General features: G+C 71.1%; 10 protein-coding genes. 7 read left to right on the top strand and 3 right to left on the bottom strand.

Annotation, left to right across the window (positions count from 1 at the left end; genetic code table 11):
- Positions 1–74 precede the first annotated feature (74 nt).
- Positions 75–626, top strand: coding sequence for a dihydrofolate reductase family protein (locus BHU06_RS04505; protein WP_254668114.1), 552 nt, complete (start codon positions 75–77; stop codon positions 624–626).
- 15 nt (positions 627–641) lie between these two features.
- Here BHU06_RS04505 and BHU06_RS04500 read toward each other — a convergent pair whose 3' ends face one another.
- Positions 642–1913 (bottom strand): MFS transporter, encoded by a 1272-nt coding sequence (locus BHU06_RS04500; RefSeq protein WP_070397954.1) that lies wholly within the window; start codon positions 1911–1913, stop codon positions 642–644.
- Positions 1914–1965: 52 nt separating this feature from the next.
- Positions 1966–2694: a sigma-70 family RNA polymerase sigma factor gene (locus BHU06_RS04495; RefSeq protein ID WP_070397953.1), complete on the bottom strand. Its 729-nt coding sequence runs from the start codon at positions 2692–2694 to the stop codon at positions 1966–1968.
- A 258-nt stretch (positions 2695–2952) separates the two neighbouring features.
- Here BHU06_RS04495 and BHU06_RS04490 point away from each other — a divergent pair, with 258 nt between their 5' ends.
- The 4 genes from BHU06_RS04490 to BHU06_RS04475 all read left to right on the top strand — a co-directional run bounded on the left by BHU06_RS04490 (position 2953) and on the right by BHU06_RS04475 (position 9468).
- The gene (locus BHU06_RS04490; protein WP_070397952.1) at positions 2953–3450 is read left to right on the top strand and encodes a c-type cytochrome; all 498 of its coding nucleotides are present in this window, start codon (positions 2953–2955) and stop codon (positions 3448–3450) included.
- Positions 3451–3593: 143 nt separating this feature from the next.
- A complete protein-coding gene (locus BHU06_RS04485; protein WP_070397951.1) occupies positions 3594–4784 on the top strand; it encodes an efflux RND transporter periplasmic adaptor subunit in 1191 nt (396 codons plus the stop codon).
- Positions 4785–4796: 12 nt separating this feature from the next.
- Entirely contained in the window at positions 4797–8024 is a 3228-nt protein-coding gene (locus tag BHU06_RS04480) for an efflux RND transporter permease subunit (RefSeq protein WP_070397950.1), read from the top strand.
- Complete coding sequence (locus tag BHU06_RS04475) at positions 8017–9468, top strand: efflux transporter outer membrane subunit (RefSeq protein ID WP_070397949.1); 1452 nt, start codon at positions 8017–8019, stop codon at positions 9466–9468. Before BHU06_RS04480 ends, BHU06_RS04475 begins: the two co-directional genes overlap by 8 nt.
- Position 9469: 1 nt before the next feature.
- Here the strand turns inward: BHU06_RS04475 and BHU06_RS04470 are convergent, their stop codons facing one another.
- Positions 9470–10456: an NADPH:quinone oxidoreductase family protein gene (locus tag BHU06_RS04470; protein ID WP_070397948.1), complete on the bottom strand. Its 987-nt coding sequence runs from the start codon at positions 10454–10456 to the stop codon at positions 9470–9472.
- A 158-nt stretch (positions 10457–10614) separates the two neighbouring features.
- On the opposite strand from BHU06_RS04470, the gene surE reads away from it, so the two are divergent.
- Together surE and BHU06_RS04460 are read left to right on the top strand one after the other, a co-directional pair.
- Positions 10615–11397, top strand: a complete 783-nt coding sequence (gene surE / locus BHU06_RS04465; RefSeq protein WP_070397947.1) for a 5'/3'-nucleotidase SurE — start codon at positions 10615–10617, stop codon at positions 11395–11397.
- The gene (locus BHU06_RS04460) at positions 11394–12173 is read left to right on the top strand and encodes a protein-L-isoaspartate(D-aspartate) O-methyltransferase (protein WP_070397946.1); all 780 of its coding nucleotides are present in this window, start codon (positions 11394–11396) and stop codon (positions 12171–12173) included. Before surE ends, BHU06_RS04460 begins: the two co-directional genes overlap by 4 nt.
- Positions 12174–12245 lie beyond the last annotated feature (72 nt).

Genomic DNA, 12245 nt, shown 5'->3' with positions numbered 1-12245 from the left:
GCTGGTCCGTCGTGCAGAGGGGGCCGGAACCCGCGTTCGCGTCGAACGGCGGCCGCCCCAGCGAGGACTGAACCATGCCCATGCGACCCCTTCGGTATTCCATCAACCTCACGCTGGACGGCTGCTGCGACCACAGCGCCATTCCCGCGGATGAGGAGCTGCACCGCCACGCGGTGGAGAACCTCCGGCAGGCCGATGCCCTGCTGTTCGGGCGGGTGACCTATGAGTTGATGGAGTCGGCGTTCCGGGCGCCGGCGGGGACGGCCGCAGGGCCCCACGCGGTGGACCCCTTCGCCCGGACGATCGACGCCGCACGGAAATACGTCGTGTCCGACAGCCTGGACGTGGTCGACTGGAACGCGGAGCTCGTGCGCGGGGAGCTGGGACCGCTGGTTCAGCGGCTCAAGCAGCGCCCGGGCAAGGGGCTGTTCGTGGGGGGCGTGAAGCTCCCGCTGGCCCTGACGGAGCTGGGGCTGATCGACGAGTACGAGTTCATCGTGCACCCCCGGCTGGCGGGCCATGGCCCGAGCGTGTTCGCGGGCTTGTCGAAGCATGTCGACCTGAAGCTGGTGAGCCGGCTGGAATTCGGCTCGGGGGCGGTGGCGATGCGGTATGTGCCGAAATAGATGAAGGGCGCGCCCTCAGGCCGCCGCCCCCCGCGCCACCCCCGGCCCGCTCCCCCGCACCCGCCAGAACAGGAACAGCGCGATGCCCATGTTGAGCAGGTTCCAGCCGATCCCGTTGAGGAAGGCCGCGCGGTAGCTGCCCGTCAGGTCGAACACCCAGCCCGACATCCAGCCCCCCAGCGCCATGCCCACCAGCGTGGCCATGATCACCGCGCCCACGCGGGCGCCGGCCTCCTGCGGCGCGAAGTACTCGCGCACGATGATGGCGTAGCTGGGCACGATGCCGCCCTGGAACAGGCCGAACAGGGCCGAGATCACGTACAGCGGCACCAGGCCGTCGAAGGGCAGAAACAGCAGCAGCGCCACGCACTGCAGCGCCGAGCCCAGCAGCAGGGTGCGGATGCCGCCGATGCGGTCGCAGATCCAGCCCGAGACCAGGCGGCTGACGATGCCGCTCGCCAGCATGAGCGAGAGCATCTCGGCGCCGCGCGCCGCGCCGAAGCCCAGGTCCACGCAGTAGGCGACGATGTGCACCTGCGGCATGGACATGGCCACGCAGCAGCCCACGCCGGCCAGGCACAGCAGGGTCTGCGCCTGCGCGGGCTTCATGCCGAAGGGGCGGCTGGTGTCGGGCACGGCGCCGCCGGGCGTGGCGGGCGCGGCCATCACCACCACGGGCGGGCGCTGGCGCATGCGGTTGGCCAGCAGGAACATGCCCGTGCCGCAGACGATGGCCAGCAGGAAGTAGGTGTTGCGCCAGCCGATGGTCTCGATGCCCCACTGCACCAGCGGCGGCCACACCGTGCCCGCCACGTAGTTGCCGCTGGCCGCGATGGCCACCGCGATGCCGCGCCGCTTGCGCCACCACAGCGCGGTGTCGGCCAGCAGCGGCGCGAAGGTGGCCGAGCTGCCGAGCAGCCCCAGCAGTAGCCCATGCGCCAGGCCGAAGGTCCAGATGTTGCCGGACAGGGCGGCGGCCGCGAAGCCGCCGGCCACCGCCACCGCGCCCAGGCGCAGCACCGGCGTGATGCCGTGGCGGTCGGCCATGCGCCCGGTCCACAGGCCGCCCAGGCCCAGGCAGACCATCATCAAGGTGTAGGGCAGGGAGGCGTCGCCGCGGCCGATGCCGAACTCCGTTTGCACGGCGGGCAGCACCACGGCCACCACGTACATGCCGCTGTTGCCCAGCGTGACCAGGCCCAGCACGGTGAGCAGCCGCCAAGCGGCGGCGCGGGAGTCGATGAGGCTGGGATCGGCGGGCGTGTTGTCTCTGTGGGGTGTTTTCATGGCCGGGCGATGCTACGCCGGGCCGCCGCCGCGCGCTGTCGCCGGTGATATATCAGTGCGCCTGCAGTTGGGCGCGCAGCAGGTCGATGGCGTGGCGGTGCACCTGGCTGACGCGCGATTCGCTCACGCCCAGCTCGCGGCCGATGTCCTTGAACATCATGTCCTCGCCGTAGTGCCTGAGCATGACCTGCTGCTCGCGCTCGGGCAGGCCCTGGATGGCGTCGACCAGGGCCAGGCGCATGCGCTGCTGTTCCAGGACGCTCAGCGGGTCGTGGGTGCTGTCGCCGAACTCGCTGCCGTGCAGGCCGTCGTCGTCCTCTTCGCTCACCAGGCCGGCGTCGTCCAGCGGCATCAGCTGGGAGCGGTGCAGCTTGGCCTGCAGCGCGTGGTATTCGTCGAGCGTGAGGCACAGCTCCGCGGCCATTTCGCTGTCGTGCGGGCGGCGGCACAGGCGCTGCTGCAGGCGCTGCGCGGCCTCGTCGATGTCGCGCCGGCTTTGCCGGCAGCCGCGCGAGGCCCATTCGGTCGCGCGCAGCTCGTCGATCATGGCGCCGCGGATGCGCGGCATGGCGAATTTCTCCAGCCCGCCGGCCTCGGCCTCGGCCGGGTCGCAGCGGCCGATGGCCTCGTTCAGGCCGATCATGCCGGCCTGGATCAGGTCGTCCACGTCGACCGAGGGCGGCAGCTGGGCGCGCAGGTGGCGGGCCACGCGCCGCACCAGGGGCTGGTAGAGGCGGATCTGGGCGTTGCGCGGATCGGCGAAACAGGCGGTGGTGCTCATGCGGATGTCCCTTTTTGCGGCCTGGACGCGGGGCTCAAGGGCCGCGTGGCCATGGCAGAAATTCTGGGGACTGGCCGCCCCACCGTCTGTGGGGATTGCTGGATGCGCCCTGTCAGCACCACGCGGCGAAGGCCGTGGGCATTTCCGGTGCCGCCGCCGCGCTTAGGTATTTTTTAAGCTTCGCCTAGGAAAGATTTAGGACGGAAGACTGAGCCCCTTGCGAACAATGCCGGCACACCGCAACGAAGGAGTGTTTCCATGTTCCGCACCGCCGCGCTGGCCCTTGGCCTGTTCGCGTCCACGGCCGCGCTGGCCAATGGCCCGGCCCCCGTTCGCCCGCCCGAGACGGACCTCGTGGCCCTGGGCCGCTACCTCGTCAAGACCTCCGGCTGCAACGACTGCCACACCCCCGGCTACGCCCCCAGCGCGGGTGCCGTGCCCGAAGCCCAGTGGCTCACCGGCGATGCCGTGGGCCTGCAGGGCCCCTGGGGCACCACCTACCCGAGCAACCTGCGCCAGCAGTTCCAGCAGATGAGCGAGGCCCAGTGGCTGCAGCGCGCCCGCCAGCCCATGCGCCCGCCCATGCCGTGGTTCGCTCTGCGTGACATGGCCGACACCGACCTGAAGGCGATCTACGCCTACGTGCGCGCCGCCGGCCCGGCCGGCCAGGCCGCGCCGGCCTATGCCCCGCCCGGGATGGCCGTGAAGACGCCGGTGGTGGTGTTTCCGTCGCCGCCGCCAGCCGGCAAACCGTGATCCGCAAGGCGTGTCGGCGAGCCGCCACACGCGCTCGAAAAGCCCTCGTCAATTCCCCCGGGATTGCGGCTTAATCCGCAACTCCCTCAGCGCCACGCCCCCTACCCGGGGGCGTCGGCGCCGGCATTTTCTGGAGCACCCCCATGCCAGCCAAGTTTCCCGGGCGCACCCCCGCCCTGGCCGTCCTGTTCCCCGTGCTGTTGTCCTTTCTGCCGGCCTGCGGCGGCCCCGCCGACGCGCAGGGCGGGCCGCCACCGGCCATGCCGGTGAGCGTGGCGCCCGCGGTGCAGCGCAGCGTCACCGACGTCGAAACCTTCAGCGGCCGCCTGGAAGCGGCCGAGTTCGTGGAGCTGCGCCCGCGCGTGGCCGGCACCATCGACAAGGTGCACTTCACCGACGGCGCCAGCGTCGCGGCCGGTGCCTTGCTGTTCACCATCGACCCGCGCCCCTTCGAGGCCGAGGTGGCGCGCGCCGAGTCGCAGCTGGCGGCCGCGAAGTCGCGCGCCGAGCTGGCGCAGACCGAGTACGCCCGCGCCCAGAAGCTGCTCGACAGCCGCGCCGTGTCGCGCCAGGAGTTCGACCAGCTCGCCGCCGGCGCGCGCACCAGCGAGGCCGACATCAAGGCCGCCGAGGCCGCCCTGCGCGTGGCGCGCCTGAACCTGGCCTACACGGCGGTGCGCGCGCCCATCGGCGGGCGGCTGTCGCGCGCCAACGCCACGGCGGGCAACCTGGTGAACGAACAGGTGGTGCTCACCACCATCGCCGCCACGAACCGCGTGTACGCCTACTTCGACGGCAGCGAGCAGACCTTCCTGCGCGTGCGCGCCGCCGGCAACGCCAAGCCCGTGGTGCGTCTGGGCCTGGCCAACGAGACCGGCTACCCGCACCAGGGCACGCTGGACTTCGTCGACAACCGCCTGAACCCGCAGACCGGTGCCATCCGCCTGCGCGCCAGCTTCGACAACCGCGACGGCCGCTTTGTGCCCGGCCTGGCCGCGCGCCTGACCATGACCACCAGCGCGCCCTACCAGGCCACGCTGGTGCCCGAGCGCGCCATCGGCACCGACCAGAACCGCAAGACCGTGGTGGTGGTGGGCGCCGACGGGCAGCCGCAGTTCCGCGTGGTGCAGCTCGGCGCCCTGCAGGACGGCATGCGCGTGCTGCTGGGCGACGCGGTCAAGCCCGGCGAGAACGTGGTGGTGGAAGGCCTGCAGCGCATCATGCCCGGCGTGCCGGTGCAGCCGCAGGTGCTGAAGGTGGACGACAGGGGCATGCCACTGCCTCCGCCGTCCATGCCGCCGACCTCGGCCGCGCCGCAGCAGCCCGGCCAATAAGGGAGCGCCCGCATGGACATCTCCCGGTTCTTCATCGACCGGCCGCGTTTCGCGGCCGTGCTGTCGATCTTCCTGTTCCTGGTCGGCGCGCTGGCCATCTTCCAGCTGCCGCTGTCCGAGTACCCCGAGGTCGCGCCGCCTCAGATCGTGGTGCGCGCCCAGTACCCAGGCGCCAACCCGCGCGTCATCAGCGAAACCGTGGCCACGCCGCTGGAGGAGCAGATCAGCGGCATCGAAAACCTGCTCTATTACGACTCGTCGGCCACGGCCGACGGCGGTATGGCGCTCACCGTCACGTTCAAGATCGGCACCAGCCCCGAGGCGGCCGAGACGGCGGTGCAGAACCGCATCAACCGCGCGCTGCCCCGGCTGCCGGACATCGTGCGCCAGATCGGCGTGACCACCGAAAAAAGCAGTCCCAACCTGACGATGGTGGTGCACCTGCTGAGCCCGGACAACAGCCGCGACGCGCTGTACCTGCGCAACTACGGCCAGATGAACGTGCGCGACGACCTGCTGCGCCTGCCCGGCATGGGCTCGGTGTTCCTGTTCGGCGCTGGCGACTACGCCATGCGCATCTGGCTGGACCCGGGCAAGCTGGCCGCGCGCAACCTCACCACCGCCGAGGTGGTGGGCGCCATCCGCGAGCAGAACGCGCAGGTGGCCGCCGGCACGGTGGGCGCGCCGCCCGCGCCCAAGGGCACGGAGTTCCAGCTCTCGGTGAACACGCAGGGCCGGCTGACGACCGAGGAGGAGTTCGCCGACATCATCGTGCGCACCGACCCGGCCACGGGCGGGCTGATCCGCATCCGCGACGTCGGCCGCGTGGAACTGGCGGCCGGCACCTACGCGATGCGCAGCCTGCTCAACAACAAGGAGGCCGCGGCCATCGCCGTCTTCCAGGCCCCGGGCTCGAACGCGCTGGCGCTGTCCAACAGCGTGCGCGAGACCATGGAGCGGCTGTCCAAGGGCTTTCCGCCCGGTGTGCAGTACGACATCGTCTACGACCCCACGCGCTTCGTGCAGACCTCGATCGAGAAGGTCGTGGCCACGCTGCTGGAGGCCATCGCGCTGGTGGTGCTGGTGGTCATCGTCTTCCTGCAGACCTGGCGCGCTTCACTCATCCCGCTGCTGGCGGTGCCGGTGTCCATCGTGGGCACCTTCGCCTTCCTGCTGCTGCTGGGCTATTCCATCAACACGCTCACGCTGTTCGGCCTGGTGCTGGCCATCGGCATCGTGGTGGACGACGCCATCGTGGTGGTGGAGAACGTGGAGCGCAACATCGAGGAGGGCCTGTCGCCGCGCGAGGCCACCATCAAGGCCATGCGCGAGGTCTCCGGACCCATCATCGCCATCGCCCTGGTGCTGTGCGCGGTGTTCGTGCCGCTGGCCTTCGTGCCCGGCCTCACGGGCCAGTTCTACAAGCAGTTCGCGGTGACGATCGCCATCAGCACGGTGATCTCGGCCTTCAACTCGCTCACGCTGAGCCCGGCGCTGTCGGCACTGATGCTGCACCCGCACGACCAGTCGCCCGACTGGCTGACGCGCGCCATGGACAAGGTCTTCGGCCGCTTCTTCCGCTGGTTCGACCGCGCCTTCCACCGCCGCAGCGAAGGCTATGGCCGCCGCGTCGGCTACATCGTGCGGCACAAGACCGTCTCGCTGGTGGTGTACGCGGTGCTGCTGGGGGTGACAGGCCTGCTGTTCGCGCGCATCCCGGCCGGCTTCGTGCCCGCGCCCGACAAGCAGTACCTCATCGGCATCGCGCAACTGCCGGCGGGCGCCTCCATCGACCGCACCGACGCCGTGATCCGCGAGATGACCGACATCGCACTCAAGGTGCCCGGCGTGATCGACTCGGTGGGCTTCCCGGGCCTGTCGATCGCGGGCTTCTCGGCCGCGCCGAACGAAGGGATCATCTTCTTTGGCCTGGCGCCGTTCGAGGAGCGCACCTCGCCCGAGATGAGCAAGGAAGCCATCCTGGGACAGGTGAATGGCGCGATCCAGCAGATCCAGGGCGCGCGCATGTTCGTGGTGCCGCCGCCGGCCGTGGACGGCCTGGGCAACGTGGGCGGCTTCAAGCTGCAGGTGCAGGACCGCGGCGGCCTGGGCGAGCAGGCGCTGTACGGCGCGGTCTGGGGCACGCTGGGGCAGGTGTACGCCAACCCGAAGTCGGCCGTGGGCACGCCGTTCTCCAGCTACGACATCAACGTACCGCAGCTCTACGCCAACGTCGACCGCACGCGCGCCAAGCAGATGGGCATCCACCTGGCCGACATCTACGACACCATGCAGGTGAACCTGGGCTCGCTCTACGTGAACGACTTCAGCCGCTTCGGGCGCACCTACCAGGTGGTGGTGCAGGCCGACGCGCCGTTCCGCGCCGACGCCGAGGCCATCACCAACCTGAAGACGCGCAACGCCGCGGGCGAGATGGTGCCGCTGGGCGCGCTCATGACGGTGGAGCCCAGCTTCGGTCCCACGCGCGTGACGCGCTACAACGGTTACCCGTCGGCCGACATCAACGGCGCGCCCAACCCGGGCTTCTCGTCGGCCCAGGCCGAAGGCGAGATCGAGACCCTGCTGCAGCGCACGCTGCCGCGCGGCATGACCTACGAGTGGACCGAACTCAGCTACCAGGACCGGCTCACGCGCGACTTCACCGTGCCGGGCACGCACATCACCCTGCCGGTGCTGGCGGCGGTGCTGCTGATTTCGGTGCTGCTGGTGATCCTGGTGCTGGCCGCCCAATACGAGAGCTGGACGCTGCCGCTGGTGATCGTGCTGATCGTGCCCATGGGCATCCTGTCGGCGCTGTTCGGCGTGTGGCTGTCCAGTTTCCCGCCCTTCATGCAGCCGGGCGACCTGAACGTCTTCACCCAGGTGGCGCTGGTGGTGCTGGTGGGCCTGGCGTGCAAGAACGCGATCCTGATCGTGGAGTTCGCCAAGGAACTGGAAGAGCGCGGTGAGACGCTGGTCGACGCCATCGTGCACGCCTGCCGCATGCGGCTGCGGCCCATCCTGATGACCTCCATCGCCTTCTGCGCGGGCGTGATCCCGCTCATCGTGGGCAGCGGGGCGGGCAGCGAGATGCGCCGCGCCATGGGCATCGCGGTGTTTTCGGGCATGGTGGGTGTCACGCTGTTCGGCATCTTCATGACGCCGGTGTTCTACGCGCTGCTGCGCTCGCGCCGCGCGCACCGCCTGGGGCAGGACGAGACGGAGGCCCAACATGCGTGAGTGGTGCCTTTGCGCCGCCGCACTGGCTGCGCTGCTCACCGGCTGCGCCGCCGTGGGCCCTGACCACCAGGCGCCGACCGTGGCGCTGGACGAGCGCTTCATCAACGCCGGCGCCAGCGGCAGCAACGCCCAGGCGCCGGGCGAGGACATCGCGCGCTTCTGGCGCGCCTTCAACGACCCGGCGCTGGACGCGCTGATCGAGCGCGCGCTGGCGGCCAACACCGACATCCGCCTCGCGCAGGCGCGCCTGCAGGAGGCGCGGGCGCTGCAAGGCGAGGCCGATGCGGCCGCGCGGCCCGGCGTGGCCATCGAAGGCAGCGCGCAGCGCGCGGTCACGCCGCTGACCCAGCAGCCCGGCGCCTCGCGCAGCGAGCGCACCGGCAACAGCTTCGACGCCAGCTTCGTCGCCGGCTGGGAGCTCGACCTGTTCGGCCGCGTGCGCCGCACGCGCGAGGCCGCCGCCGCGCAGGTGAGCGCGAGCGAGGCCGGCCTGCACGCGGCCCACACGGCCGTGGCGGCCGAGGTGGCGCGCTACTACCTGGAACTGCGCGGCCTGCAGGAGCGCCAGCGCGTGACCGAGGCCAGCCTGGCGAACCAGCGCGAGTCGCTGCGCATCACCGAGGCGCGGCTGGAGGCTGGTCGTGCGCGCCAGCTCGACGTGGCCGGCGCGCGCGCCCTGGTCGCCAGCACCGAGGCGCTGCTGCCCGCGCTGCAGGCCGGCGTCGAGGCCGCCGCCTACCGCCTGGCCACGCTCAGCGCCCAGCCGCCGCGCGCGGTGCTGGCCGAGCTGTCCACGCAGCGGCCCCTGCCGTCGCTGCCGGTGACGGACCTGGCCGCGCTGCCGGTGGGCACACCGCAGCAGTGGCTGCGGCGCCGGCCCGACGTGATCGCCGCCGAGCGCCGGCTCGCCGCCGCCACCGCGGGCATCGGCATCGCGCGCAGTGAGCTGTACCCGAGGATCTCGCTCTCCGGCCTGCTGGGCTTCAACGCCGCGCGCCTGGGCGACCTATTCACCAGCGATGCGGCGCGCTACGCGCTCGGCGTGGGCCTGTCGTGGACGCCGTTCGACTTTGGCGCCATCCGCTCGCGCGTGGCGGCCAGCGAGGCGCGCGCCCAGCAGGGCCTGGTGGTGTTCGAGCAGACCGTGGCGCTGGCGCTGGAGGAAACCGAGGGCGCGTTCAGCGGTTACAACCGCCACGCGCAAAGCGCCGGGCGCCTGCAGGAGGCCGCGCGCCACGCCGACGAGGCCGCGCAACTGGCGCGCGCGCGCTTCGAGGCCGGCGTGACCGACTTTCAGGCCGTGCTGCAGGCCGAGCGCGAGGTGCTGTCGATCCGGGAGCAGCTGGTGCAGGCCCAGGTGGGCACGGCGGCCGCGCTGGTGGCGGTGTACCGGGCCATCGGCGGTGGCTGGTCGGCGGGGGCGGCGACCACCGCCGCGCGCTGACTCAGTTCACCAGCACCAGCTTGCCCTTGACCGAGCGCGATCCCATGATCGCGTAGGCCTTGCGCAGCTCGGCCATGGGCAGGGTCTGGTCGATGACCGGTTTCACCTGGCCCTTGGCGTACATGCCGGCCAGGGCCTGCATCATGGCCGCGTTGGCCTGGGGCTCGCGCTTGGCGAAGTCGCCCCAGAACACCCCCACGATGCTGGCGCCCTTGAGCAGCGCCAGGTTGAGGGGCAGGCTGGGAATGGGTCCGCTGGCGAAACCCACCACCAGGTAGCGCCCGCGCCAGGCGATGGAGCGGAAGGCCGGCTCGGCGAAGTCGCCGCCCACGGGGTCGTAGACCACGTCCGGGCCCTTGCCCCCGGTGAGGCGCTTGATCTCGTCGCGCAGGCCGCCCAGGGGGCCGTGCTGGGCGTAGTTGATGGTGGCGTCGGCGCCGAGCGAGGCGCACAGCGCGCACTTCTCGTCGCTGGAGGCGGCCGCGATCACGCGCGCGCCGGCGGCCTTGGCGATCTGGATGGCGGCCGTGCCCACGCCGCCGGCCGCGCCGAGGACCAGCACCGTCTCGCCCGCCTTGAGTTGCGCGCGGTCCATGAGCGCGTGGTACGAGGTGGCGTAGATCATGATGAACGCGGCCGCGTCCACGGCGGGAAAGCCGTCGGGCAGGGGCATGCACAGCGCGGCGGGCGCCAGGGTGTGGGTGCCGAAGCCGCCGGTGCCGCTGAGGCAGGCCACGCGCTGGCCCGGCTTGAGGTGCTGGACGCCGTCGCCCACGGCCTCGATGACGCCCGCGTATTCGCTGCCGGGAACGAAGGGCAGCGGCGGCTTCATCTGGTACTTGTTCTGCACGATGAGCAGGTCGGGGAAGTTCAGGCTGGCCGCCTCGATGCGCAGGCGCACCTGGCCCGCGCCGGGTTCGGGCGTGGGCAGTTCCTTCCATTGCAGGGCGTCGACGCCGATGGGGTTCTCGCACAGCCAGGCGTGCATGGTGGGTCTCCTCTTGGAATGGGGGCGGGGCATGATAGGCACCGGTTTTGCATTCGCGCAGGGGGGCCTTGTCCCTTGGGCGACGGGCGTGGCCGACGCCGCAAGGCCACCCGGGATAAGAAGAAAGCGCCACACCCCGGATCAATAGAATTTCGCCCATGAAAATCCTGATCTCGAACGACGACGGCTTCCAGGCCAAGGGCCTCGTTGCCCTGTACGACGCCGTCAAGGCCCTGCCGGGCGTCGAGGTCGAGGTCGTCGCGCCCGAGCACAACAACAGCGCCAAGAGCAACGCCCTGAGCCTGCACTCGCCGCTCTACGTGCAGACCGCCACCAACGGATTTCGCTACGTCAACGGCACCCCCGCCGACTGTGTGCACATCGCGCTCACCGGCCTGCTGGGCTACCGGCCCGACCTGGTGATCTCCGGCATCAACAACGGCGCCAACATGGGCGACGACACCATCTACTCGGGCACCGTCGGCGCAGCCATGGAGGGCTACCTGTTCGGCGTGCCCGCCATCGCGTTTTCGCAGACCGAGCGGGGCTGGGCCCACCTGGATGTGGCCGCCACCAAGGCCGCCGAGCTGGTGCAGCAGTTGCTGCCTTCGCTGCCCGAGATGCAGCAGCGCGGCCAGGCCTGGCTGCTCAACGTCAACATTCCCTGCCGGCCCGCCGAGCAGATCCGCGGCGTGAAGGTCACGCGCCTGGGCCGCCGTCACGCGGCCGAACCAGTGATCGCCCAGGTCAACCCGCGCGGCGAGACCATGTACTGGATCGGCAGCGCCGGTCCCGCCCGCGACGAGGCCGAAGGCACCGACTTCCACGCCACGCAACAGGGCTACGTCAGCCTCACGCCCCTGCAGGTGGACCTGACCGACCACGACACCCTGGCCTACTGGGTGCCCACGGCGGCCGCGCTGTCGAAGGAGGGCGCATGAAAGCGCCGCCGCCGCGCCAGCGCCCGGGTTTTCCGGCCCGCCTGCCGGCTGGCACGCCAGCCCCTGTACCCGCGCGCCAGCACAAGCCCGATGCAGCGCCCGCGCACGCCCCGGTCCGGCCCAGCGGCGTCGGCATGGACTCGGCCGCCGTGCGCGCCGCCATGGTGCGCAAGCTGCAGGGGCAGGGCATCTCGCACCCGGCGGTGGTGGCGGCCATGCTCGCGGTGGAGCGGCACCGCTTCGTCGATTCGGCGCTGGTGAACCAGGCCTACGAGGACACCAGCCTGCCCATCGGCCAGGGCCAGACCATCAGCAAGCCCGGCGTGGTGGCGCGCATGGTGGAGCTGCTGTGCCAGGCGCGCGCGCAACCGCTGGGGCGCGTGCTCGAGATCGGCACCGGCTGCGGCTACCAGGCCGCCGTGCTGGCCCGCGTGGCCAAGGAGGTCTACAGCATCGAGCGCATCCGCAGCCTGCACGAGAAGGCGCGCGACAACCTGCGCGCCTTGCGCGTGCCCAATCTGCACCTGCTCTTCGGCGACGGCATGGTGGGTTTCCCGCAGGGAGCGCCCTATGCGGGCATCATCGCGGCGGCCGGCGGGAACGATCTGCCCGCCGCCTGGATCGATCAGCTCGCGGTCGGCGGCCGGCTGGTGGCACCGGCCGTCACGGCCGCCGGTCGACAGAACCTGGTGGTGATTGACAAAACCATCAATGGCGTGGTCCGCACCGAGCTCGAGGCCGTTCATTTCGTGCCCCTAAAATCGGGCCTCGCCTGACGGTCCCGCCCTTGCCGGCGTCGAGCGTGTATCGAAATGGGCCCCTTCGGGGCCCGCAAGACAATGGTGGAG

It is taken from the genome of Hydrogenophaga sp. PML113, from assembly GCF_001777155.1.
In the GTDB taxonomy this organism is placed as follows: domain Bacteria; phylum Pseudomonadota; class Gammaproteobacteria; order Burkholderiales; family Burkholderiaceae_C; genus Hydrogenophaga; species Hydrogenophaga borbori.
Note: the sequence above shows the minus strand (reverse complement) of the source record. Positions and strands in the feature narration are given on the sequence as shown.